Source organism: Trichocoleus sp. FACHB-591, assembly GCF_014695845.1.
Classification (GTDB): domain Bacteria; phylum Cyanobacteriota; class Cyanobacteriia; order FACHB-46; family FACHB-46; genus Trichocoleus.
In genome coordinates this window covers 89,046-114,293 of the sequence record NZ_JACJPA010000018.1, presented here as the reverse complement: position 1 = coordinate 114,293, position 25,248 = coordinate 89,046, and the positions used below count along the sequence as shown (strand labels likewise).

At 47.3% G+C, this 25,248-nt stretch carries 21 protein-coding genes, 1 tRNA gene, 1 pseudogene and 1 riboswitch; of the genes and pseudogenes, 11 read left to right on the top strand and 12 right to left on the bottom strand.

The window, feature by feature from the left end:
• Window positions 1-322 precede the first annotated feature (322 nt).
• Together H6F90_RS02645 and H6F90_RS02640 are read left to right on the top strand one after the other, a co-directional pair.
• Entirely contained in the window at window positions 323-2,560 is a 2,238-nt protein-coding gene (locus tag H6F90_RS02645; RefSeq protein WP_190549973.1) for a matrixin family metalloprotease, read from the top strand.
• Window positions 2,561-2,944: 384 nt separating this feature from the next.
• Window positions 2,945-3,319 carry a hypothetical protein gene (locus tag H6F90_RS02640; protein ID WP_190549970.1) on the top strand — a complete coding sequence of 125 codons (375 nt, stop codon included), beginning with the start codon at window positions 2,945-2,947 and terminating at the stop codon, window positions 3,317-3,319.
• 26 nt (window positions 3,320-3,345) lie between these two features.
• Here H6F90_RS02640 and H6F90_RS02635 read toward each other — a convergent pair whose 3' ends face one another.
• A complete protein-coding gene (locus H6F90_RS02635) occupies window positions 3,346-4,515 on the bottom strand; it encodes a hypothetical protein (protein ID WP_190549968.1) in 1,170 nt (389 codons plus the stop codon).
• A 488-nt stretch (window positions 4,516-5,003) separates the two neighbouring features.
• Between H6F90_RS02635 and cas12k the strand changes: the two genes are divergently transcribed.
• Complete coding sequence (gene cas12k / locus H6F90_RS02630; RefSeq protein WP_190549967.1) at window positions 5,004-7,259, top strand: type V CRISPR-associated protein Cas12k; 2,256 nt, start codon at window positions 5,004-5,006, stop codon at window positions 7,257-7,259.
• Window positions 7,260-8,285: 1,026 nt separating this feature from the next.
• On the opposite strand, the gene H6F90_RS02625 is transcribed toward cas12k, so the two are convergent.
• A tRNA-Ala gene (locus H6F90_RS02625) sits at window positions 8,286-8,358 on the bottom strand.
• A gap of 200 nt (window positions 8,359-8,558) precedes the next feature.
• Here H6F90_RS02625 and H6F90_RS02620 point away from each other — a divergent pair.
• The 6 genes from H6F90_RS02620 to H6F90_RS02595 all read left to right on the top strand — a co-directional run bounded on the left by H6F90_RS02620 (window position 8,559) and on the right by H6F90_RS02595 (window position 15,720).
• Complete coding sequence (locus tag H6F90_RS02620; protein ID WP_190549965.1) at window positions 8,559-9,653, top strand: RuBisCO accumulation factor 1; 1,095 nt, start codon at window positions 8,559-8,561, stop codon at window positions 9,651-9,653.
• A 102-nt stretch (window positions 9,654-9,755) separates the two neighbouring features.
• Window positions 9,756-9,843, top strand: a riboswitch (Glutamine riboswitch).
• A 35-nt stretch (window positions 9,844-9,878) separates the two neighbouring features.
• Entirely contained in the window at window positions 9,879-10,337 is a 459-nt protein-coding gene (locus tag H6F90_RS02615; RefSeq protein ID WP_190549963.1) for a DUF4278 domain-containing protein, read from the top strand.
• A gap of 117 nt (window positions 10,338-10,454) precedes the next feature.
• Window positions 10,455-11,717, top strand: a complete 1,263-nt coding sequence (gene codA, locus H6F90_RS02610) for a cytosine deaminase (protein ID WP_190549960.1) — start codon at window positions 10,455-10,457, stop codon at window positions 11,715-11,717.
• 128 nt (window positions 11,718-11,845) lie between these two features.
• Entirely contained in the window at window positions 11,846-13,369 is a 1,524-nt protein-coding gene (locus tag H6F90_RS02605; protein ID WP_370587929.1) for an FAD-dependent oxidoreductase, read from the top strand.
• 166 nt (window positions 13,370-13,535) lie between these two features.
• Window positions 13,536-14,516 carry a pentapeptide repeat-containing protein gene (locus tag H6F90_RS02600; protein WP_190549958.1) on the top strand — a complete coding sequence of 327 codons (981 nt, stop codon included), beginning with the start codon at window positions 13,536-13,538 and terminating at the stop codon, window positions 14,514-14,516.
• 79 nt (window positions 14,517-14,595) lie between these two features.
• A complete protein-coding gene (locus H6F90_RS02595; RefSeq protein ID WP_190549956.1) occupies window positions 14,596-15,720 on the top strand; it encodes a serpin family protein in 1,125 nt (374 codons plus the stop codon).
• A 55-nt stretch (window positions 15,721-15,775) separates the two neighbouring features.
• Here H6F90_RS02595 and H6F90_RS02590 read toward each other — a convergent pair whose 3' ends face one another.
• From H6F90_RS02590 to H6F90_RS02555, 9 genes and pseudogenes are all read right to left on the bottom strand, one after another.
• The gene (locus H6F90_RS02590; RefSeq protein WP_190549954.1) at window positions 15,776-16,000 is read right to left on the bottom strand and encodes a hypothetical protein; all 225 of its coding nucleotides are present in this window, start codon (window positions 15,998-16,000) and stop codon (window positions 15,776-15,778) included.
• 48 nt (window positions 16,001-16,048) lie between these two features.
• Window positions 16,049-16,828: an EcsC family protein gene (locus H6F90_RS02585; RefSeq protein ID WP_242024295.1), complete on the bottom strand. Its 780-nt coding sequence runs from the start codon at window positions 16,826-16,828 to the stop codon at window positions 16,049-16,051.
• 140 nt (window positions 16,829-16,968) lie between these two features.
• Complete coding sequence (locus tag H6F90_RS02580; protein WP_190549952.1) at window positions 16,969-17,427, bottom strand: HAD family acid phosphatase; 459 nt, start codon at window positions 17,425-17,427, stop codon at window positions 16,969-16,971.
• Window positions 17,428-17,516: 89 nt separating this feature from the next.
• Window positions 17,517-17,795, bottom strand: a pseudogene (gene petD / locus H6F90_RS02575) (cytochrome b6-f complex subunit IV); the annotation flags it as partial.
• Between the two features lie 68 nt (window positions 17,796-17,863).
• Window positions 17,864-18,367, bottom strand: coding sequence for an AraC family transcriptional regulator (locus H6F90_RS29960; RefSeq protein ID WP_199295670.1), 504 nt, complete (start codon window positions 18,365-18,367; stop codon window positions 17,864-17,866).
• Between the two features lie 20 nt (window positions 18,368-18,387).
• Window positions 18,388-18,645, bottom strand: coding sequence for a hypothetical protein (locus H6F90_RS29955; RefSeq protein WP_199295669.1), 258 nt, complete (start codon window positions 18,643-18,645; stop codon window positions 18,388-18,390).
• 613 nt (window positions 18,646-19,258) lie between these two features.
• Window positions 19,259-20,029 carry a hypothetical protein gene (locus H6F90_RS02565; protein WP_190549950.1) on the bottom strand — a complete coding sequence of 257 codons (771 nt, stop codon included), beginning with the start codon at window positions 20,027-20,029 and terminating at the stop codon, window positions 19,259-19,261.
• Window positions 20,030-20,121: 92 nt separating this feature from the next.
• On the bottom strand, window positions 20,122-20,562 hold the full coding sequence (locus tag H6F90_RS02560) for a hypothetical protein (RefSeq protein WP_190439996.1): 441 nt from the start codon (window positions 20,560-20,562) through the stop codon (window positions 20,122-20,124).
• A gap of 75 nt (window positions 20,563-20,637) precedes the next feature.
• On the bottom strand, window positions 20,638-22,479 hold the full coding sequence (locus H6F90_RS02555; RefSeq protein ID WP_190549948.1) for an ABC transporter ATP-binding protein: 1,842 nt from the start codon (window positions 22,477-22,479) through the stop codon (window positions 20,638-20,640).
• A 127-nt stretch (window positions 22,480-22,606) separates the two neighbouring features.
• Between H6F90_RS02555 and H6F90_RS02550 the strand changes: the two genes are divergently transcribed.
• A complete protein-coding gene (locus H6F90_RS02550; protein ID WP_190549946.1) occupies window positions 22,607-22,984 on the top strand; it encodes a DUF6464 family protein in 378 nt (125 codons plus the stop codon).
• Between the two features lie 161 nt (window positions 22,985-23,145).
• Window positions 23,146-23,424, top strand: a complete 279-nt coding sequence (locus H6F90_RS02545) for a hypothetical protein (protein ID WP_190549944.1) — start codon at window positions 23,146-23,148, stop codon at window positions 23,422-23,424.
• Between the two features lie 68 nt (window positions 23,425-23,492).
• Here the strand turns inward: H6F90_RS02545 and hflX are convergent, their stop codons facing one another.
• On the bottom strand, window positions 23,493-25,175 hold the full coding sequence (gene hflX, locus H6F90_RS02540) for a GTPase HflX (RefSeq protein WP_370587927.1): 1,683 nt from the start codon (window positions 25,173-25,175) through the stop codon (window positions 23,493-23,495).
• Between the last annotated feature and the right edge of the window lie 73 nt (window positions 25,176-25,248).

The window sequence follows — 25,248 nt, the reverse complement described above, 5'->3', positions numbered from 1 at the left end:
TGAAATTTTACTGAAATAACAGTACCCAATTACTCTTTTAGGTACTACTGAAATCAAGAGTCTATGTAGTTACTAATGCTTCAGTGCGGCTATACAAAATCAGAAAATTAGACTACCGGGCGAAAACCTTACTTGTTCTAAGCACTTTCACTAGGTATGGCTGAATTGCATAGCACGCCGAAAGAAAAGTCTATGCTTTAGATAAAAAATATTTGAAAATTCAATTTATTATAGAAGCTTCACAAAACAAACCGTGATTTTTGTGAGCTGTTTTACATCAAGTATTTGATTTGATTGAAATAGCATTTCACGAAATCAGTAAATGAGCAACTTTAACATTCAATTCGACTACCGATTCGACACTAACAATTGGTTTACTACAGAACGTCGAAATGCACTAGAAGCAGCAGCTTCTATATGGAAAAATATAATCAATGATGAATTTACCGATATTCCTACTGGAACACAAATTTCAGTTAGACAACCAGTAACAGAGGAATTCATAAGCTTTAAGACAAGTGCTCCTATAGATGATTTGACAATATTCGTTGGGGCCAAAGACCTTGATGGAAACCTTGGTGAGGGTGGGCCTGGAGCTGGTTCAGGATCGCGCTACACAGGTTCTGACTTTCAACCTGCTGTGGGTTCAATAACCTTTGATACCAATGACAACTGGTTTTTTGATTCCACCCCTTCTACAGATAGTGATATTCGTTGGAATAGTTACGACTTTATTGCAACAGCACTACATGAAATTGGTCATGTTCTAGGAGTAGGAACTAGCAGAGCCTTCGATAATCTAGTTAGCGGTCAATACTTTATAGGCTCCAAAGCCAAAATTGTAAATGCAGGACAAGCTATTCCTCTGGCACCGGGACTATCACATATTCAAGATGGATTTATTCCAGCAGGATTAACGACACAGTCTCTGTTGGACCCCATAGGTGAAGCTGGTCAGCGTCGTCTGCCTACTCGGTTAGACCTAGCAATTCTCGCGGACATTGGTTATCAAGTAGTTCCAATGGCTGCGTTTTCAGCAAGCACTTATATTGCATCCAATATTGATTTAATTCAAGCATTTGGCAATAACACAGGCGCAGCTACACAACACTACACTGAGTACGGTTATTGGGAGGGGCGTTCTACTACCTCATTCAATGCAGGTCAGTACCTAGCGTCTAATGCTGATCTAATTCAAGCGTTTGGCTACAACTTAGAGGCTGCAAGACAACACTACATCCAATACGGTTACAGAGAAGGCCGCTCTACCACTTCATTTAATGCAGGTCAGTACCTAGCGTCTAATGCTGATCTGATTCAAGCGTTCGGCTACAACTTAGACGCCGCACGACAGCACTATATTCAACATGGTTACAGAGAAGGTCGCTCTACCACTTCATTTAATGCAGGTCAGTACCTAGCGTCTAATGCTGATCTGATTCAAGCGTTCGGCTACAACCTAGATGCCGCACGACAGCACTACATCCAATACGGTTACAAAGAAGGGCGTTCTACTACTTCCTTTAACCCAGCTCAGTATCTTGCATCGCATGGTGACTTGATTCAAGCGTTTGGTTACAACCTAGGTGCAGTTACACAGCATTACATTCAGTACGGTTACAAGGAGGGACGTTCCACCACTTCATTTAATGCAGGAGAATACATCGCATCTCATGCTGATCTAGTCAAAGCATTTGGCTACAACCTAGGCGCTGCTACACAGCACTACATCCAATATGGTTACAAAGAAGGGCGTTCCACCACTTCATTCAATGCAGAGCAATATCTTAGTAACTATAAGGATTTACAGACAGCCTTTGGAAGCAATCTAGATGCAGCCATCAAACATTACGTTGAATATGGCTACAAAGAAAGACGTACTGATCAGCGCCTTCAAACTCTTTTCGGAGTTAATTTAAACGGAAATCTTTTAAAGATTGATCCATTAACTGGTAACTACAATGTGGTAGGAGATTCAGGATTTCCTGGTTTGAAATTGCTGGCTGAGTCACCCTCTGGTTTCCTCTACTCAAAGACCCAAGTTGCCGTCAACTCCAACTTAGAAACATCACTAATAGAATTAGATCCACTGACAGGTAAAGGGCGGAAGGTGACAAATATATCAATTAATTCTCACCTTACTGGATTAGCTTTTTCTAGCTCTGGTCAGCTATTTGCCACGTATAACACTGGTCAATACTCGACTGGCGATGACTATTTGATAGAAATTACACCTAGCACAGGGGCAGTTAGAACTATTGGCAACACTCATCTTGGGATCGTTAGAAATATTGCATTTTCTCCAGACGGAATTCTATATGCTTGGGATATGCAGAATGGTTTGGCTACAATTGATACCAATACAGGAAGTAGCTCCTTTCAAGGAATCAAGAACACTGCGCTTGTTTCTATGACATTTTCCAATAACGGTAATATTCTGGGTCAAGTAGATACTATGAATACAAGTGACTTCTACAATGTAGATATAGTAACGAAGAGTATGAATCTAATAGGGTCAGGCCCTGCAAATCTGCATGGAGTGAGCCTAGAATTTGTATAGATTAGAGAAGTGAAAACACGAAATAAGTTTTCCAGAGAACATAGACGAGAAACAGCACCGATGCCATTGTTTCCAACAATGTTTTAATCGTGTAGTATTAATACGGCCAGAGGCCTCTCATGATTTTCGGATAGCGCTTAGGCTAGGCTTAAGCGCTTTGGTTGAGATTTCTCCCATTAGCTCAATACTGCTCTGACTGTATTACCTAGAAATTATAGTAATTATTATTGGCAGCACATTAGAGTGAAGACTTTTTGAGGGCATTGTGAAGCTAGTCTTTTATAGACTTAATACATTAGCTGGATATTACTTCGAGTGGTATGAATTGAACTAGATCCCATTGGTATTGTGAGTTTGCTTATCCTAGCTTTGTGATGAAAGGTAATGACAGAAGTATCAAGCTCAAATCTGATCTTGCCTGACTCTCAAATCATTCAGGAAGTTTTAAGTGGTTCAAGTGATTCGATTATCAGAATGGCAGATAACGTAGGGCTGTTCTGTAACGACCAAGTTGAAGAGACAAGTGGAGCTAAGCCTAATGATTGGGTATGCAAAAACATGCAGCTCTACCACATTCCAGAAGAGCTTTTGCGCTATATTAACGCTCTCCACAAGGAACGTACGCTCAACGAGTTTCGCTATATAACTCCCTTCATGGATGGTAGACTCCACCGTTTTTGTGTCAATGCGAGACTGATTACTTATCGGAGCGATCTCTGCCGATTAGTGAAGGTTTTAGAATGTGAACTACTGAGCTAAAACGGCTCACTGTGCCTTCGGTTCTCTCAAAAACGGGCTATGTTGCGTGACTCAGCTACTTGATCAATTAGTTTCACCACTGCTCCAGTTACTAGCATCGGAAAATTCGTTACGTTGTGACCCACCGTTAGAAACCGGATGGCTACATCTTCCCGTAACGCTTTTGCTAAAGCCTTAGAAACACCGTATTGCTCATACGTCAGCTCCAAATACTGCCTTGCTTGTTGCAACTTCTCAGACGACGGCAAGTAATGACGTTTGACCCGCGAGTTGAAGTCGGGATCAGCAGGCACCAAATTCCAAAGTTCGTTGATCGGATAAATCGAGACTGGCACCAAATGGTCTAGGTCGTAGCTCACGCCACTTCGGATTCGCCGCTCTGTCCAAGGGCAAACAAACTCGTACCCCTCTACTAGCAGTAAATCAATATTGTTGCGTTCCCAAGTCAGAGGTCGGCGGTTGTCAGGGCGATCAGTTAGCAGACGATAAATGTCACCACGATCAACTTGTTGAGTGCTCCCCTGCTCCACACCCTCTGAAAATAGGCACCACTCATGAATGCAGAGTGCCTCAACCCATAACGATAAGGTCTGAAACGCCTGCCATAGCTCAGCCTGGATGACTAGGCACTTGTCGCTGCTCTGCGTTCCAGGTACAGAAACAGCTAGCCCATTAAGTTCCTCGTACCTAACAGGCTGTGAAAACACTGTCCAATTGCCAGGGCCAGCGTAGCGGATTGGCATTTCTAAGGTTTTGCTAATTCCTCTAATAGCCTGCTGGTAGGCTTTTAAGAAATCCTGAGAATATAAAGCCCGCTTACGGGCAACTCGCATCTCATTGATGACGAAAAAGCCATCTGAGGGGCGGGAAGCGGTTTCTAATTCTTGTTCCCATCGCAAGCGAAGCGCAGCTAGGGCTGATCGAAACGCCATATCGTTTCTTGTTTCACCATTCAGCTTTGCCCGCTGTCCTTGAAAGATTGGCTTGTTGGGATCAACGAACGGCCAGTAGTAAGCTACCCAGTACTCTGCTAAAACCTTGAGCGGAACTGCAACATCTTGGTTGTAGTTCCTTAAGTCTGGAAAAGACAGCACGACATCATTGATCGCCCTCAGCAGCGCAATTTTGTAGCTTGTGACCTTTGCATCATGCTTCAGGATGGTACTAATGACTTTCCCAGAATCAACTTTTTCCATGTCTATGATTCATTGCTTGAGAGCTTTGAATATATGCTTACTAATTCAACTTAAACACTCATAGTAAAAGTGTAATCTAGCAAAAAACTCATTTTCTTGAAAAGAATTCACAAAAAATACACGAGTTTAAATTTTTAAGACTGGCTATCACAAAGAAGTTTCTTAATTTTTACTGCCTTTGATCAAAGCTTTTTCCTAATGCCTTCTTTTGAAAAATATAGAGTTTTACTTTGGATTAGGATTAAGCGTAAGCCGCTTAGAGTAGGATTTACAGCCACTAAAGCTTTAATTTTAAGAAAAATTAAGCTCAGCAAAAACTATTGCAAGGCCATGAAATCTCTGCTATCAATTAGCTAAACAAATCGTCCCGATTCATAAGACGGCTTTTCTGGTTCTGCTTTTGACACTCTTCAGTATTTTTCTTTTGTGATTGCTTCATTGCAGCCACTCTAATTGTTCGACGATGTTACAGGCTTGGGTATCAGCTCATGAGTATAGTAACAATTCAATGTCGTCTCAACACCGATGAGGAAACACGCCGTCCCTTGTGGGAGTTAATGGTTGAAAAGAATACTCCTTTGGTCAATGAACTCAATAAGCAGGTGGGAGAATGTCCTGAGTTTGAGACATGGCAGCATACAGGGAACATCACTCAAAAAAAGGTTGAGGAGATATGTAAGCTTCTTAAGAGCGATCCACGATTTACAGGACAACCAGGCCGATTCATTACGTCAGCTTGCTTAATGACAACATACATTTATGAGTCTTGGCTAGCTCTACAGAAAATACGCTTCACGAAGCTAGCTGGAAAGAAGCACTGGTTAGGTCTTATAGAGGAAGATGTAGAACTAGCCAAGATAAGCGATTTCAGCCTGAATACAGTCTGCATAAAAGCTAGTGAAATTCTAGCCCAAGCACTCTCTCAGCTTGCAGGGAATAAGGCACAGGGTGAGGCGGCAGGCAAAAGAGCTAAATCTCGAAAGAGACCAAAGATTGATAAAAATCTGCTGGATACCCTGTTCAAGTTATATGAGGCAACCGAAGATTGCCTAGACCGTCGAGCTATCATTCATTTGCTGAGGAATGGTTGTCAGGTCAATGAACAGGAGGAAGATCCAGAATCCTCTGCTCTCTATCTTAGGAAGAAACAAATAGAAGTGGAGCGCCTTGAAAGGCAACTTCAGGGCAAGCTGCCACAACCGCGAGATCCAACAGGTGTTGAGACACTAAAAAGCTTGGAGGAAGCAAAAGAGCTTCCTAAACATAAGAATCTTACTAGTCTTCGACTCCTGCTTTGTGCGTTCATCAGAAATTGCTATGACATGGCAAGAAATACTCAGCACAGGACAGAGTCGGTTGATTTAGGTATTCTCTTAATAAGGGGCTGCTATATCGAGATCCAAAGAGGAGAAGTTGAGTTTGAGACTTGGCGACAAGAATTAATACCTCGGCTAAGCAATCTTGCAAAAATTCCAAAATCATTGCCCTATCCAATTATTTTTGGAAGTGGTGATGATCTTACTTGGTTATTCAAGGCTAAAGAGAATAAAGCCATTCCACAACCTGTTGATCAAAGTGGCATGAGTCCAATGGTATCCACGCCGCTTCGCCGTTCTAAGAAACGGAGAAAACGAAAGAAGGTTGTGAAGCAGAGTGAGCGGATATTTGTAGGCTTTAACGGCTTGGGCAGATGTAAACTTGAAATTCACTGTGATCGCCGTCAGCTACCATTGTTGCGGCAGGTTGCTCAAGAGTATCAGATCAATAAAGCTCTACCAGACACCGAGAAATATTCAGCGGGGCTGTCTCCCTTGCGTTCCGCCTCTCTTATGTGGAAAGAAGACAAACGGAAATTCGGTAAACGAGTATCCCGTGAAGCAGAAAAACCGTGGAATACTCATCGGCTATTTTTACACTGCTCCATTGAGACTCGATTACTAAGTAGCGAAGGAACTGAGGAGGTAAGACAAGAGAAAATAGTTGGTGCGCGGCAAAAACTAGAACATTCAAGAAACAAAACTGAGCTAACAAAGCAGTCAGAAAGCCGACTAAAGGCTAATCAAACAGAATTAGAGCGGTTATCCAGAGCTTCTCCACCTCGTCCTAGTAAACCTGTATATCAAGGGCAATCCAATATCTTAGTGGGTGTGAGCTTCAGCCGTCGCCTACCTGTCGCGGTCGCAATTGTTGACGCAAGTAGGGGAGAAGTGATCAGATACCAAAGTGTACGGCAACTTTTAACAGATCGCAGCGTGCAGGCTCCTAAAGGTCAGCAGACTATTAAACAACTACGAATGAAGGAGTACAGATTGCTAAATCGCTTACGCGAACAACATAAGAAAACTTGCAACAAAGAGAAAAACCAGCAAATTTCCCAGCAGTCTTGGTCTAATCTAGGTCAATATCTAGATCGGCTGATGGCAGCCAGGATTGTAGAACTTGCTTTAGAGTGGAAGGCTGGCAGTATTGTTTTACCCAAGATAGGAGATGTTAGAGAAAGTATAGAAAGTGAAATTCGAGCTATTGCAGAACACAAATACCCTGGTGATAAAACTAGCCAGAATAGATATGCAAAACAATTTCGTGTTAGCTTCCATCGTTGGAGTTATGGCAGGTTAGCTCAAAGCATCCAAGGCTGTGCCTCTCGCTTAGGTATTCCAATTGAAGTGGGCTACCAACCTGCTCAAGGTACATTGCAGCATAAAGCTTATGAGCTAGCTCTTTCCGCTTATTACGCTCGTTAAACACATAAAAATAGCTGAGCTTCGCTATAGGCGAAGTCAGCAAACTAATTAGCGCGCAGTTCATGCTCCTTGGAGCCGCTGTACTGTTTAAATGTGGGTCAGTTTAATTGCTTTCCGGCCCAGGTATGCTGTCCACCTTGTCTACAAGTGAGTACCTTTTTAGGTAGTAAGCTTCAAGACGCGATGCGGGTGCGCTTCCTAGCATCTGAGGTAACTCTGACTTAGCCAAACCTATTTTAGAGTACAACAATATGTTGATATGGGCAGTTAATTACCACATCTGATACTCTGTATTGGATGAATCGCCCCGAACAAGGGTTGAACCCTCCTACTTACTCTTTTGGCAAACCCAAGCAGGGGTAAAATCCGTAGGATGTTTGCCAAAATCCTATATCTCTTGCAGAGTCTAGATTTTGTGAGTTTTGTGATATTTCTTGCTGAAGAAGCAACCGCCTCTTTTTCTAGCACTTGTTGAGGTTTGCCAAAACACCTTAATCAACTCAATCTAGATAAGGGTTTAAGCAGCCGGGGTTGCATCTGAACTCCAGCACCTAGGTGGGTTGAAAGCGTAGGACTCCCCGAAGGGAATGGATCGGGCAGGGTTGCATCTGAACTCCAACGCCTAGGTGGGTTGAAAGCTGCAATGCTACCTGCTTGGTATTGGTGGGCTAGCTGGTTGCACCTAAATTTCAATGTCTAGGTAGGTTGAGAGAATTCAGGAGTCAGTTTTCACTTAGCTATAGCAAAAGCTGCATCTGTATTCTCGTACTTGAATGATCTGAAAGATTTACAAGTAGGTTGGGTTGAAAGGCGCACTTCAATGGCATTTCAGCAATGCTATCGACTATTGCTCATAATATTTTGTGGCAAGAGCTATTTAAAACTGCTTTTTCTACTTGATATTATGGGTAGATGTTTAGGGCAGCAGCTAGAAACCCTGAGAAACTGTAATTTACTAAAATTATCCGACAAGAGCTATTTAAAACTGACAAATAGCTCTTTAACGGACAGATTTAGAACAACCTATGGAGCTAAGCGGATTCGAACCGCTGACCCCTTCAATGCCATTGAAGTGCGCTACCAACTGCGCTATAGCCCCTTATATTTCGCGTTTACAATCATGCCTTAGATTGTAGAGATTCGTCAAGTCAATCTAAAAACTTTTTGAAACCCTAATGCTTGCGAGGCACGGCAGAGATAGATTTCTAAGGCAAGATGCCCTAGTAGTATAGAAATCGTGAAGGGCTTAGAATTAAAGACTGCTTGCTGTCCTTTAGTGATCTGCTGCCTACCTCAACCATGACTGAAACTTCCTCAAATGCTTTCAACCCAAACTTTCAAGATCCCCAAGCTGCTCTGGATACAGACACCTTATTACGATCGCTGCGTCGCAAAGAAGGATCTTGGGTAAAGTGGGGTCAAGCTTGTCAGCAGTTGCAAAAAGCAGGTTTCAACCCCCAAAAGATTTTTGAGGAAACAGGATTTGAGCCAATTCAGCAAAATCAAGTCATTGTAGGGTCGCAGGTTTTCGCCTCAATGGTGAATGCGGGAGTCTCGGAGGCAACCCGACAACACTTTGAGCGTAAAGGCAGCGATATATTGTATGAGTTTCGCATTCTGAACCAGGCAGAGCGAGCTGCAGCAGCAGACTTTGTAGTTGAGAAAAATATTGATCTTGATGACTCGCATGATTTAGCCAAAGCGATGAAGGATTTGTCTCCTCGGAGCACTCCACCGGAGGGTTTTACCAAGCATCCAGGAGATGCGATCGCCTACCAATGCTGGAAGTTAGCTCGACAACACAGCGACTTGCAAGACCGTTCGCGCCTGATTGCCAAGGGATTGCGGTTTGTCAGCAGCGTCACAGCGCGGCAAAAACTAGAACAGTTATTGACCGATTTCAGCATCACTTCCTCTCGTTCTGCTCCTCGCTTACCGATTTATCGGTTAGAAAACGAAGAAGAACTGCCACGGGTACTGCCTGTTGTGGGTAAATTGCCCTTGACCCTAGCCGATTTGCAAGCAGTGCCGCTAACCGAGGAGGTTGGAGCCTTTCGTATGGTGCAATTTTCTGGGACTGGGGCTTGGGTTCCGGTTCCAGGCTGGAAAGTGCTCTTAGGTGCAGAAGATCCAGTGGTCTTGCTCTGTGACAGCAATCATTTACCTGCTCCGCTGCCGGGTCAGCCAGAAGAGATTTTATTGGTGGTAGACCGAGCCCAGCGTCAATGGAATGCCAACAGCTATTTCGTAGTGGCTCCAGACCAGCAGCTAGAGTTGCAATGGTTCGACGAGTCTCCTAGCTTGTCCCTCTTAGGTCAAGTGATTCTAGTAGTGCGTCCGAAGCGAATTATCGATGAAGACTTGACGAAGGATGCTTGGCAGATTGATGAATAGCTTGAATGCAATAGTTGTCAGAAAACCCTGAAAAAATATCCGCCTCTAGTTGGAGCAAATTTCGCTTAAAAGTGTCAAAATAGATACAGAAGTGAAAACGAAATCGTTCATTTCTTTGGATGAGTTTAGTAATTGACGACTAAAAGCAGCCAAGAAACGGAAGTAGGGAGTGATCCCGAAGGAACGCGCCTCATATCACTACAGTTCTAATTTGAGGCGAAAATCATGCAATTGACCTATCGTGGCAGCAAATACGAATCCAACACTCCTACTGTTGAAACTACTGCTGGAGAGACCGGAAAGTATCGGGGTTTGGATTGGCGCTTTCGTAACTTCAAAAAAGCACCCGTTCAACAAGCGAGCTTAGACTTGAAATACCGTGGTGTGGCTTATCGCACAAGCGATCGCCCAGATGTGAACGACGCAGTAGCCAATGAAACGGCTGTGGTCGCAGCACCTCTGGCTGAATCTGTTAAAGCGACTGGCTTATCGACTGAGAACAGAGCCCGCACCCGAATGACGCAGCAACATCATCTGATCAAGAATCGCCAGCAAACTCTATTGAGTCGCTCTGCGGCTGAAGCGGGGTTCACGCATCTAAGTGATTATTGGAATCACATTCAAGGTGACATTCATCCGACATTTCGGCGCAATTACGAGCGCAGTCATGTTGCTCTCAGCTAATTAATCCCGATTAATCGGCACAACTTAATCTCAATACCCCTGCAATGCGGGGGTATTTTTTTGGGTTAATTTCTGCTAGTACAGTGAGGAACTGCTTCTACTTAGGCAGATTGCTTTATGTCCTCACAGCCTTACGATTTAATTCTGCGTCATTGTCGTCTATTGCGATCGCCAGATGTTTTAGAGTCTGTAGATGTTGGCATCCAAGCAGGCAAGATTATGGCGATCGCACCTCACTTGGAGGCTACAGCCCCGCAAGAACTAGATGTGCAGGGACAGTTGGTGAGTCCTCCTTTTGTAGAATCCCATATCCATCTAGATTCAGCTCTGACGGCAGGAGACCCCCGCTGGAATGAAAGTGGCACCTTGTTTGAGGGAATTGAAATTTGGCGCGATCGCAAGCAAAGTTTGACCTTAGAGGATGTGAAACAGCGCGCGATCGCTACCCTAAAGCAACAAGCAATGCAAGGTGTGTTGTTTGTTCGTAGTCATGCCGATGTCAGCGAAACGAATTTAACGGCGCTGCAAGCTTTGCTGGCAGTGCGGGAGGAAGTGCAGGATTGGATCACGCTGCAAGTCGTGGCGTTTCCGCAGGATGGCATTTACGGCAACCCTCAGAATCAGGCGTTGATGGAGGAAGCCCTGAAACTCGGTGTAGATGTAGTGGGCGGGATTCCCCATTATGAACTGACGCGAGAAGATGGAGTGCGATCGGTACAACAGGTGTTTGAGTGGGCACAGCAGTACGATCGCTTGATTGACATACATTGTGATGAGATTGATGATGATCAGTCACGGTTTTTGGAAGTTGTGGCAGCATATGCGATTCGCACTGGGTTGGGGCCACGGGTAACAGCGAGCCATACCACAGCCTTTGGGTCTTATAACAATGCCTATGCTTACAAGCTGATGGGGTTTCTTCAGCGGGCACAGCTTAATTTTATTGCCAATCCGTTGATTAACATCACGCTGCAAGGCAGGACAGATAGTTACCCGAAACGACGTGGGGTCACTAGGGTGAAGGAGTTGTGGCAGCAAGGATTAAATGTGAGTTTGGGCCATGATTGCGTGCAAGACCCTTGGTATAGCTTAGGCACAGGTAACATGCTGGATGTGGCGTTTATGGCAGTGCATGTCTGCCAAATGACAGGGATGGGAGAGATTGATGCCTGCTATGACATGGTGACTTGGCAGGGAGCCAAAACGCTGGGTTTGGGAGATCAGTATGGAGTGGAGGTGGGAAAGCCTGCGAATCTAATTGTATTGGTGGCCAGCGATCGCTATGATGCAATTCGCCGTCGAGCCTCGGTACGGTATGTGATTTCGCGGGGACAGTTGTTGGCAGAGATGGAGCCCACCCAGATGATTTGGCATAGATAACATCTTTGTTTTTTGTTTGTGTACCTTACAAGCCAGAGGTTGTGAGTTCTCTGGCGTCAATTTGGCTCGCTTCTTCCCCTGGGGCAAAGTAAAGCCAGCGAAAAGATGCCATCCTGAAAAAAGATGTTGTGAAGAATGTAAAAGTGATGGACGAGCGATCGCCACGGATAGTCATTGTGGGGGCTGGTTGGGCTGGTTTAGGGGCAGCTCACCATTTGGCGAAGCAAGGCTATGATGTAACGCTGTTGGAGGCAGGTGCTTATCCAGGTGGGTTGGTAGCAGGCTGGAAAACGCCGGGTGGTCGCTCCATCGAGGCTGGAATTCATGGCTTCTGGTATCCTTATCGCAATATTTTTTCTTTGGTAGATCAACTGGGACTAAAGCCTTTCACTCCCTGGACTCGGTCTTCGCAATATTCCCCCGTGGGGCTAGAGGTGGAGTCACCGATTTTTCAAGATCTGCCGCGTCTGCCGACGCCGCTTGGTACGTTTCTCTACACGCAGTTCAAGCGCTTACCCTTGCGCGATCGCCTCTCAGCCTTGCCGCTACTGTATGCGTTGATAGATTTTGACAACTCCGATGCTGCATGGCGACGCTACGACTCTGTGACAGCGCGAGAACTCTTCAAGGATTTTGGGGTTTCTGCTCGACTCTACCGGGAATCCTTTGAACCGATGTTGCTGGTGGGCCTATTTGCGCCGGGAGAACAATGTTCGGCAGCGGCAGCGTTGGGCATGCTTTATTACTTCATCTTGGCCCACCAACCCGATTTCGATGTGGTTTGGTGTCGGGGCACTGTGGGTGAGATGATCTTCCGACCTTGGGTGCAGCAGATTGAGCAAGCGGGCGGCAAAGTGCTGACCCAGCGACGAGTGAGCGATGTGCGCTTAGATAGTCGAGGCCAAGCCACAGGTGTAGTTTGCGGAGATGAAATATTTGATGCTGATGCGGTGATCTTTGCCGTGGGGGTGACGGGAATGCAGAAAATTGTCAGTGGTAGCCCCACGCTCCGCAACCGTCGAGAGTTCCGCGATTTGATGAACCTGAGCGCGATTGATGTCATGGCCACTCGCTTGTGGTTCGATCGCAAAATTGAGATTCCTCGACCCTCCAATGCTTGCTTCGGCTTCCAAGCCACCACGGGCTGGACGTTCTTTGACCTGAATGCGCTCCACGATGAGTTCCGAGACGAGCCAGGAACCGTGGTGGAAGCAGATTTTTACCACGCCAACCAATTCCTGCCCTTGAGTGACACAGAAATTGTGCCCTTAGTACAGCGCGACTTAGCCACCTGCATTCCCGCCTTCCACGAAGCCAAAGTGATTGACAGCGGGGTGGTACGGCTGCCTAGAGCGGTGACTCACTTTGCCCCTGGCAGTTACCGCTACCTGTTGCCAGCAGAAACCAGTATCAGCAACCTGTTTATGAGCGGTGACTGGGTGGTAACCCGCCACGGCTCCTGGTCTCAAGAGAAGGCCTTTGTGACGGGATTAGAAGCAGCCAACTTAGCGATCGCCCAACTCGGACGAGGCACACCCGCCACAATTTTGCCTGTTGAACCCGATGAACCTCATATTCAGACCATGCGATCGCTAAATCAATCTCTCCGGAATTGGGGACAAAGTATCTTGCCTAACTTCTGGTTGCCCTAAGTAACTGACACTACAAAACCCCAACATTGTTAAATCACCCTCGTCGAAGCAGGGAGTGGGCAATTCCTCCGCGATAGAATGGACAGACAAAACCGTGCAGCCTGCCACAGTCTGAAGGTCATTGCCCATTTGGGTAGGCGGCACAATTGGTTGCCTGAGGTAGTGGATGGTACGGATCAACGAGCTCAACCGATGCTACAGAGTCCTGGGACTAAAACCAGGCGCATCTCTGGATGAAATCAACCAAGCTTACAAAGACTTGGCTCGACAGTGGCATCCCGATCGCGTGCCCCAAGACGATTCTGAACGGCAGCACGAAGCCCACGAAAAACTGAAAGAAATTAATGAGGCGCGAGACCTGTTACGGTCTTGCCATGCCAAAGCCGGAGCCAAACGAAACCAAACTGCCAGTAAAAGTACTGCCAGTAAAAGTACCGCCAGCAAAAGTACTCCCCCCACTCCACCACCTGCCCCACCTCCACCACCAAAAGCCACCCCACCTAAGGCTAATTATCACCCCCCTAGGGCTAATTACCAAACCCCCACTGCGGCTCAACCCCCTAAGCCTGCTGCGGCTCAGCCACCAAAGCCTGCTGCTTACCCGCTGCACCCTTACTTGCGATCGTCCTACTACGCGGCTTACGAAACTCAAACTTCTCCTGCACCAGAACCTAAATCTCCCTACCCTCAGCCTCAAGCATCTGACTATCCTGCCTACCCAACCCAAACACCCACCCATCAAGTCCCCAAATATCAAACGCCTCAAGTTCCTAAATATCGAGGCCCTGACCTGAGTGGCAGTGATTTCCAGGGGGCAAACCTCAAAGAAAAAGACTATGCCAATCGCAACTTAAGCGATGCCAATTTAAGCAACGCTGACCTCAGCGACGCTTTTCTGCACAACGTCAACCTCAGCCACGCCAAACTATTCCGCGCCAAACTATTCCGCGCCAATTTATTGCAAGCTGATTTAAGTTATGCCGACCTGAGAGAAGCCAACTTAATGGGGGCTGATTTGAGTGGGGCTAATTTGAGTGGCGCTGATCTCACTGGTGCCCGGGTTGGGATCAATAATCGTTTGATGGTTAAGCTGACGGGAGCTAATCTATCCGGGACTATCATGCCCGATGGCACTATTCACTCATAGTTTGTCTAGGAGGCAGAAATGTTTGGCAGGGCGAGCTGAGCAGCGATCGCGTCCCTAATTTGTTTAATCACGACATTCCATGAAAACCGCTACCGATAAATTGATCGCCGCTAATAATCGATTCGGTTTCAAGCTTTTTTTGGAACTGCTCAAGCAACAGCCTAACCAAAATATTTTTGTCTCTCCACTCAGCATTTCGATCGCGCTTTCTATGCTCTACAACGGTGCTGTTGGGCAAACCCAAGCAGAAATGGCGATCGCCTTGGGCTTGCAAAATATGAGCGTCCAGGAGGTGAATCAAGCCAATGCTGAGCTTATTAAGCAGTTGGAAAGCTTGGCAGATGTGCAAGTGGCAATCGCAAATTCACTCTGGGCGGCACCAAATCTACGCTTTCGGTCTGAATTTCTACAGCGAGTTCAAGAGTTTTATCAAGCAGAAGTGCAGAATTTGGACTTTAGTAGTCCTAACGCAGCAGCAATCATTAATCAGTGGGCAAGTGATCAAACCCATGGCAAGATTCAGCAGATTGTGCAGCAGCTCAGCCCAGGCACGATTCTAGTTTTGCTTAACGCCATCTACTTCAAAGGTAACTGGAGCGATCGTTTTGACCCAACGCAGACCCAGCCGGGGACGTTTACTCTTCTAGATAGCAGTCAAAAGCAAGTTCCCATGATGAGGCAGTTTAATGAATACTGCTGTTACCAAGGTGAAGATTTTCAAGCAGTCAGAATTCCCTTTAAAGACAAACGCCTCAGTCTGGATATCTTTTTACCTCCTCTAGCCCAGGTGAACAGTTTTTATGAGAGCTTGAGGTCGGGGAGCGGGCCTAAATGGCTCAATCAGTTTCCGCCAAAGTCTATTACTCAACGTTTGATCAACCTTACGATGCCTAGCTTTCAGCTAGAGTATGAAACGAAATCCGCACTGAAGCAGGCTCTAGTGAGCTTAGGTATGAAGCAAGCCTTCGATGAAGCAGCTAATTTCTCACAACTCTGCTGTGACAGCGCTGCTATTAGCCAAATTACTCACAAAACTTTTTTTGAGGTCAACGAAGCAGGAGCGGAAGCGGCGGCTGTAACTGCGATCGAGATGGAAAGAGGTTTACCTCCTACTTTGATCATCGATCGCTCGTTCTTCTGTGCTATTCGAGATCAGCAAACTGGAGCAATTTTATTTATGGGTGTCATTGTCGATCCTGGGTAGGCCCAGGAGTAGCGGTGTATGGCAGCGAGCCTCCTCTACCGCCTGAGAACACCCCTTACCTTGACTCAAGCTGCTCTGGAGCCAAGGTTTGTAATAAACTATCTAATTTCTCTTCTGGGCAATACTCAATCAACGCTTCAAATGCTTCTAACAACTTAGCCGCGCTATCCCCCAGAAGCGGACTCAACCCCCAAACATCCTGCACCCAGTCTTGAGGCAAGGTATCCTCAAAAATGAGCTGTTCTAAGAGCTGTTTGGCTTCTGGCTTAGAGATAGGCATAAAATTCTTGGCGGTCAGTAGAATACTACGTTGACTTTAGGGATCGCGCTAACGATTCGCAACAGTCATTTCTGGCTGAGTTGCCGCTTGACGCTTGACTTCATAGAAGCGGCAAGCGAGCTGTCCTAAAGTGTAGAGCAAAGCAGCATCACTCGATGCTCCCACTACAGGCCCAATCAGAGGCAAGATTTCCACAAAGCTCAGACCTAGCTTTAGAACACCAGAGCCACCTACTGACAAACCAAAAATCGCCAGCACTTCGCCGCGTCGAGTCGGATCGGTGAGCGGAAAGCCATAAACTGCTGCGATGCGATAAATCATCTCAGCTTGAAGGGCGGTGACTGCCGCTATATCCACCGCAAACAGAGCTAGCGCCAAGGGAGGGATAAAATTGGTCAGTAAGCCAATGCCGCCTGCCTTCAGCGAAGTATCCGAAATAATCCGCTGAGCCAATTGCTCTGGCGTTTCTAAGGGATAGGTTTGCCGCAGTTGGTCTACTTCCCGCTGCGCCTTTTGAACATCTACTTGACCGAGCGCCGCCATCAATAAATTAATTCCGGGAACCTTGGCCGCAAATTTCACCAAGGGGTTTTCGGCAATAGGGGTGACGAACTTGCCCACAGTTTCGGTGGTTTGCTCTAGCGATCGCTGCACAGATGGACCAATCGTTTCACCAATCGCTGCCGTAGTCGTGCTGACATTACCTGTTGTGGCTTGCAAGACTTCGGTTGCTGCTTGCGCCATCCGAGTGGCTGTGGCGATCGCGTCCTGCATCGGATCAGAGGTGGAGTCTGCCCGTTTGGAACTCTCTTTATCTGCTACTGCCATAGGTACCCGGAACTATACTGTTCTACTACTGACTAAGTTCTACGGTAGCGATCGCCACAGCTTGATGGCCTCTATCTCCTGATAGTGATTGTGCCCTGTTATGGGCTGATTTGTAGAGCAAGCGGCAATGAAGCAATTGATTAAAAATTCCCTTCCGCAACTTGCAGACAAGTGAGTCCTTGGCTTCTCCACATCTTCACTACCTGATCGCGATCGTCAAGCACAAAGAAGACATTATAGCGACCTTGAATGAATTGTTCGTAGATCTCCTTTTTAACAATAAAGTCTGGTCTGGAATCTTCCGTTCTTCTCATCCAGAGCGCATCATATTCCACTTCATGATCGGCTAGCCAGGCTTCGGTTTCTGGTTTGTATTCAGCAGGCCGCCCAGAAACCAACAGAATGGCAAATCCTCTCTCTTTGTACATCTGAACAATATCTCGACAAAACTCATGAGCTAAGTCTTTCCCTAAAGCTCGATAAAAAGCTTTCCAGTTCTTGGGTCTGGAGCGCATGTATTGTTGTCGATGGTAGATATTGCACAGCGTGCCATCTAAGTCACAGATGAGTGCTTTAGGCAGAGGTTTGTCGGAGGTCATGGCACAAATAGCTGGGCTGGAGCACAGCTTGTAAATATGTCACCTTACATAACGACTTCTTTAAATTGCGCCTAGCGTCAGATAGACTCTCAAAACAAGCCCAAGGTTATGGACTGATCGATTGGCAGCGCGGCTCCAATGCCTAGCCAGAGCGTGATCAGTGTCCCAAGCAGGAAGATAGTAGTCGCTACAGGGCGGCGGAAGGGGTTTTGGAACTTGTTGACGTTCTCAATAAAGGGAATCAACATGAGTCCCAGAGGAATTGAGGCATTGAGCAGTATACCCAGGAGTTTGTTGGGGACAATGCGGAAAATTTGAAACGTGGGATAGAGATACCACTCTGGCAAAATTTCTAAAGGAGTGGCGAAGTTTAGCGATCGCCTTGTCGTTCTGTCTGGCTGATTCTTCCAAAACTGTTCTAATCTTCCGAAGACTTTTAGCTATCGCTCCGATAAGCTGTGGGGGTCAACCCAGTTTGCTCCCGGAATACTTTAGTAAAGTGACTTTGGCTCTTGAAACCAAGCTGTAGCAAGATTTCTGAAATTGTTAGTTCCTGCTTGGCTAACAACCATTTGGCACGTTCAATCCGGCATTGTGTCACGAACTGATGCGGAGCCAAGCCCGTGGATTGCTTGAATAAAGTGGCGAAGTAATGCGGACTCATTTGCACGATCGCAGCGATTTCCGCTAATCGTAAGTCTTGGTCTAAATGGTCGTGGATATAGCTGATCGCTTGGTTCAGCTTATAGGGCGGTAAGCCACCTGTATATTCTCTCAGGAGCGATCGCTGGGTAGAGTATCGCTGGAACAGATGGGCTGAGAGTGCTGTCGCCATAGCATCGGCATAGAGGCGGCTATCTGTGCCACTAGATTCCAACTCGGTTTTGAGTGTGAGGCCAATTTGTTGAATCAAAGGGTCGCGAATTTTATGTTGGGGCATGATGGCAACTGAGCCTGTCTCTAAGGATGTAGCAGCGACCTGAGCAACAAAGTGAGGTTCTGATAAAGCTGAATAAACTCAGCTCCGCGATCGCAGCGAGCTTGAGGATGAGACTGATTCGCTGGAAAGATACCGATATCACCAGGTCTATATCGCTCTAGTTGCCAACAACTCCCGCGCTTCAGCTCTACCTCAAACTGCCCCATGCAAATCGTAATGACGTGCTGGGCAAAATAGCAATCAGGCAGTTCATGGGCCGACAGGTGATGGTGTGCCAAGTGAATGCCTTGCTAACCAGCGACCACGCTAGAACAAAGCGGGGCGCTGACGAGCAATTGCTGCCACACTCCTGATTGGGTTAAATCTACATGAGGCAGTTGGGCATCTAACATCTCAGTATCAAGTTTGGATCGCAGTTCCTAGTTTACTGAGTTGTAGCAACCTATCTAATAGGTGATAAACATAGGTGATGAATGGCAGCAAGTCGCAACCCTGCCTAACCGTCGGACTGTACGGCAGGGTTGCGAATACTTGAGGTAGGAACGTCCGGGGAAGACGACAATCCCCAAGTAATTAAACCTGCGCTGGCAAAAAGGGTAGCTACCACAAAGACGATAGGACCCCATGAAATTCCTTGTCTAGGCATAAAATTTGATGGTTATCCTGAACTCCACCCGTAATTATGCTTAGCCTTTTTCAGACGGATGCAATTTTTGTCTAGACCTTGTTCTAATCTTGTTATTTGCCAGAGTTTCTTAAAAGTAGCTTAAAAAATTGTCTGAATTCGCAAATCTCTTCCTTAAGGTCAACGACAGACATTAAACATGCTAAAAATACACTTACTAGGAAGTCCACAATCCCCATCTGTAAGCATTTAGCGGGTCTAGCGAGCTATAAGGCCAACAGTAGAGCTGAATAACCTGCGGCCCCAACTAAAAAAGCCCAAAACCGACTTTCTCTGTCGTCTGGCAGTTCTTCCTTCAACACATTCAGCACAATGCCACCTGCTAAGAAGGCAAACAGAACCGCGATCGCCGCTTGAGGAACTTGAGTACCGCTGCCAATCACCCACCCAGCCATCACAGAGGCGGCCAATATCCAACGGCCCACTTGGTCATAGTACTTCTTGTGATGCTCACGCAGGCCATAGTCATTAACCACAAAATGCAAGGCCATAGCCACTGCGAAAAGCAGCAAGCTGGCGAACCCAGGTTCTTCTCGATGCAGCAAAAGATAACCAATCAAGGCATTGTAAAGGGCAAATGACCCCATATGCAGCCAGAAGACACCTGTTTCCGTCACATCTCCTTGGCCTGATTCGCGATTGCGCCGTCGTGAAATTTTTGCAGTTCGCTCTAATCCATAGAAAACTGCTAACCCTACCAACGCTACCAAATAGACATGATGCTCCAGAAACGTCCATCCTTTACCCCAGGTTTCGCGGAGAGTTTCTTGAGCTGCACTCAGATCTGGCAGCACATGGACAAAGACATAAGCCACCGACACACCACTGCCAAACGACAACCAACGGCTACGAGGAACAGCCTGAAGAAAACGTAGGTTGCTAGAGAAAAGATGCACCAGAACCAGTGCTACAGCCGACAGACCTGATACCAGGGTGAGATTAAACGGTGCAGCCACTATAGGTTCGGTAGGAGACATTAGCTCAGCGCCCCTCTGATGCTACTTGCTACAAAGATCTCATGATCCCTGAAATAGGTTGTAACTTAATACACTTCTTTAAGGTGATGTCTTTAATATCGCATGCTCGGGATAATCCACAGGTCTATTGCTTCCCCGATGATCAAACCTAGACTAGCTGTTGTAACCGAACACAAAAAGATATCAGTGGCCTTCAAGCCGATCGCTTTCATTTCCAGTTCAGAATATACCAGCGTCGCCAGTGGTAGAAAAATCAGGTTTAATAACATGGGTTGAGTCAATGCCAAAGCGACTATCACACTCACGAGCAGGGTAATGCCAACCACGGCAAACAACTTCTGAGTCCCCAGCCAAACCAAGGACTCCAAGATTGGATTGTTCTTCCAAGCTGCAATTAGTGTGACACCAATGACAAAAGTACCCACCAACCAAAAGATGTGGTGAGTAGATAGGTGCCATCCCAGCACTGTGTAGGCCAATCCGAGCAGACTAAGAGCGAGCCAAGGCTTTCGAGTGAGAAGTTCGGTATTCATAAAAAATGAAGTTATACCACACCAAGGCCCAAAATAAGGCCAGGATGCTACTACCACTATAGCGACCCTAAAGCATTACTGATAACCCGCTGCTTGCAGAGAGAACAAGTGAGCATAACGCTTCCCTGCTCGGACTAAGTCTTCATGGGTGCCTTGCTCAATTAGCTCACCAGCTGATAGCACCACAATCCAATCCGCCATCCGTACTGTAGAGAAACGGTGGGAAATCAAGATCGCCATTTGGTGCTGCGTCACGGTCCGAAAGTGATTAAAAATTTGCACTTCTGCTTCCGCATCCATCGCTGAAGTGGGTTCGTCTAGAACGAGAATATCGGCCCCTGTTCGCATAAAGGCGCGCGACAAGGCAATTTTTTGCCATTGCCCCCCTGACAACTCTCGCCCACCTTTAAACCACTTGCCCAACTGAGTTTGGAACCCGTCTGTCATCTCTTCAATAAAGGACAACGCCATCCCCTTATTTGCGGCTTCTTCCCAGCGGGGCGATTCGGTAATATGTTCCACATCCCCAACCCCAACATTTTCCCCCACGGTGAATTGATAACGCACAAAGTTCTGAAAGATGACGCCAATCCGACGTTGCAGTACTTCCATATCCCAAGCTTCTAGGTCAAGGCCATCGAGGAGAATGCGACCTGAGGTAGGGCTATAGAGGCGAGTGAGCAGCTTGATTAGCGTGGTTTTGCCAGAGCCATTTTCCCCCACGATCGCCATCTTTTCCCCCGGTTTAAGGTGAAAAGAGATATTGGTTAAAGCAGGTTGAGCATTGCCCGGATACATAAAGGAGACATTTTCAAAGCGGATGCCATCGCCTGGAGTTGGCCCTTTTGTCGCGGCTCCAAAGGGTTGAGGGATTTCTTGCTCTAAGAATTCATATAGATTAGAGAGATAAAGCGAATCCTCGAACATCCCACCGATGGAGCTAAGAGCTGAGGAAAAGGTTGTCTGACCTTGGCGAAATACCACCAAATACATGGTTAAGTCACCCAGAGAGATACGGCCTGCGATCGCCTCAATCAGGATCCAGGTATAAGCCGCATAAAAAGCCGCCGTACTGAGTAAGCCGAGCAAGTAGCCCCAAAGCCCGCGTCGAATCGTTAAACTGCGATCTTCGTCATAAAGGCGATGGAAAATCTCTTGGTAGCGGGTCAAGAGCAGCGGCCCCAACTGAAACAGCTTCACCTCCATGGCAAAGTCTTCACGAGCGATTAAAGTTTCTAAATAGGTTTGTTCGCGCGTTTCTGGGGCTCGCCAACGAAACAGCCGAAACGCTTGTCCCGCAAAGCGCGTCTCCGCAATAAAGGCAGGCACAGCGGCTAACATCAAGACAAAGACAGCCCCGATGGAGAAGTTCAGCAGCAAACCGCCATAGGTAATCAGGGCTAAACTGTCTTGCACGAGTCCAAAGGTTTGCCCCACCAAGCTTAACGGGCGACTGGACGCTTCCCGGCGAGCGCGGGTCATTTTGTCGTAAAACTCGGAATCCTCGAAATGCGCCAAATCCAGCGTCAGTGCTTTCTTCAGAATCAGCACATTTACTTTCTGCCCTAGAAGCACGCGCAGCAGAGATTGGCAGAGCGTTAGACCTTGCTTACTACCCGCTAAAAGCGCTACGGCGATCGCCTCTAAAGCTAGGTATCCTAGTGCATCCCAGCGATCGCCTACAGCTTGCGATTGAGACGCTGCAACCACACTATCGATAATTAGCTTGCCGACATAAGCGATCGCGCCAGGGAGCAGCCCTGCAACTAAGGTAAAAAGGGCCAAAGCCAGGGTCAAGCGGTGATTGGTTGACCAGACCAACTCCACAGCGCGGCCACCATATTGAAATAGATTCAGCGATTGGGAGAGTTCCTGCAAGCGCCGTTGCAGGCCAGAGTAAAGGTTACGATACTTCATATTCTCCACAATAGCCCGCACTCCTGATTGATGACATTGCCTCCCTTGGGCTGGCTAGCAAAACTGCCATCACTATTAAGAGAAGCGCTATTCTGAATCAGGGCCAAGCTCTACCCAGGCCACGGTCATGGCTTTCATGTCTCTGTTTCAACAATCAACTCGCACCCTGATGCGGCACAGCAACTACTGCTTGATCAGCATCATGTTTGCCAATCTCTGTTTGGCCCTGCAAGCAGGCTCACCCGGATTGCTTACGGGCATCGTCGTCGGTAGCTCCCTTCTTTATTTACCGCTGAGCCTGCTAAATCTCTGGTGGCAGTGGCAGCAGCATAAAGCCCGCACGGATGAGTTAAATGCTCAATTCCGGGCGCGACTTGCCGCCGCAAAGCAAAAACCTCTAGGCAATCCTCACTGTATTTACTCAGCGCGATCGCTGCATATTAGATGTGCGGTGCGTCCCTACGGACCCTGCGAAGGCTGCTTAGACTTTGAGCCTCGTAGCTAAAGCCCAATACTTCTAAGCAAATTCTGAAAAAGTAACATTTGAACTTGTTTTCCTGATTCTGGCCTGCAATACTGCCAAATACACACAAGTCTACCGACTTACCGTAGATTAAGTGATACGAAATTGCTGGCCCGACAGTAGGGCTAACAGGAGTACTTAGCATGGCGATCGCATTTGATAGTCACACTCGTCTGGGTCAAAAAAGATTGACGAATCAGACGGTTAATTCTATTCGGAGCCCTTTTTCCCCTTTAGGGCAAGCACACCAGTTAAGTTCGGCGCTCGTGAAGCGGCTTTGGTGGCATACCAAAGGATATGGCACGGTGCTAGGAGTGATGTTTCTGGTCCTAGGCAGTCTAATGTTTCTCAACCTGCATTGGTTGAGTCGGCAACTAGTAGAAGCATCATCCGAAGACAGCACCGCTGAAGATGCAGGTTAGACTCCTTGGGTTGGGCTGTTTGAACCAGGGCGCGATCGAGGTGCGATCGCTGCCATAAACCGGATAAATTAAGGGGCGCTGAACTCCGTGTTCATCTTGGCATCCGCGGCAGGCGTGGCGATGTGCACCAAGCGTTGCTTGAGTGTTTCTAAACCCAGTCCTTGCGTCGCTGAGATAAAGACAGCATCCGGATAAGTTTGTTGAGCAGCCGCTAGAGCCTCACTTTCCACTTGATCTACTTTGTTAAACACCAACAATGTGGGACCAGAAATGGTTGGGAGGTCTGCCAAAACCTCTTGGACTGACTGTATATGGCTTTCCCAAGCAGGATGGGAGAGATCGACCACATGCAGCACCGCATCGGCTTCTGTGACTTCTTCCAAAGTGGCTCGGAAGGCATCCATCAAGGGAGGCGGCAGTTCATGGATAAAACCCACTGTATCTGTGAGCAGGAGCGATCGCTGAGATTGGGTCTCAGCATCGGTGATGGTCAGCCGTCGCGTGGTGGGGTCAAGAGTGGCAAATAGTTGGTCAGCCGTATAAACTTCTGCGTGAGTCAAGGTGTTAAGCAGAGTAGACTTTCCGGCATTGGTGTAACCTGCTAAGGCAACGGTCGGAATTTCGTTATGTTGGCGCTGTTGACGCAGGCGAGAACGATGGGCTTGCAACTGGTTCACTTCCTGTTGCAGTTGATTAATCCGCCGCTGAATCGTCCGCCGTTCGGTTTCTAGCTTAGTCTCCCCTGGGCCTCTGGTGCCGATACCACCGCCCAGTCTGGACATCGCCTGCCCTCGACCACGCAGTCGCGGCAACATATATTCCAACTGGGCGAGTTCGACCTGCAATTTACCTGCTTGCGACTGGGCGCGTTGGGCAAAGATGTCCAGAATCAATTCGGTACGGTCTACGACTCGTAGGTTCATTTGGGCTTCCAAATTCCGAATCTGGGAAGCCGAAATATCGCGATCGAACACTACTAAGTTGGCTCCAATCGCTTGAGCTTGTTGGGCAATTTCATCTACTTTCCCCTGACCTACGACCGTTTGGGGATGCGGTTGCGATCGCTTCTGAATCATGGTTTCCAGAACCGTTCCTCCAGCACTCTCGGCTAGACGAACCAGTTCTTCCAAGCCATCCTGGAAGCGTTGAGGCGACAGATCATCGGTCATCAACCCCACGAGCAAAATCTTGTCTTGGTCATCTCCTTTTTCCTCAAACTGAAAAGCTCCATACCCAGCGGCGTGAAACTCTTTTTCCCAGTCATCGACTAGATCGCTAAAGTCTTCCTCTGTCAGCTCTGCGAGGGGAAGGGGAGAAATTTCCCAAGGTTGATCCAGATCCGGAACGAGATGCACTAAATAAGTAGATTGAATTTCGCTTGAAGTTCCATTTTTCGCGACCGCACCTTTCGACTTGGAATTCGACTTGGAATCACTGGGAGCACAAACTAGGGTAACCAAGGCATCTAAGCGCTGTCGAGCGATCGCTGTTAGGTTAGCGCCATCCGGAGGAGTTGCTTTAAGCTGGGTTGCCAGACACCGAACTCCGCTCAAGCGCTCGGCACTATGTCGAGGTAGTTCCTGCTCGGATAGCTGAGTTTGGGCTGGCGTACCCACGGCCACCCGCAACACCTGTCCCCGGCGATTTAGGTACATACAGACAGGATGATGAATCGCTGTGCTAACAGCCGCTAATTCTTGAGCCAACTCCGGAGTACAAAAGCGATCGCTCGGTTGCCGCTGTTCGTACAATCGCTGAAGCTGCTTGAGCTGGCTGGATTTGATGCCTTGGGTATTACCGTAAATCGTTTCGATGGGTCTAACC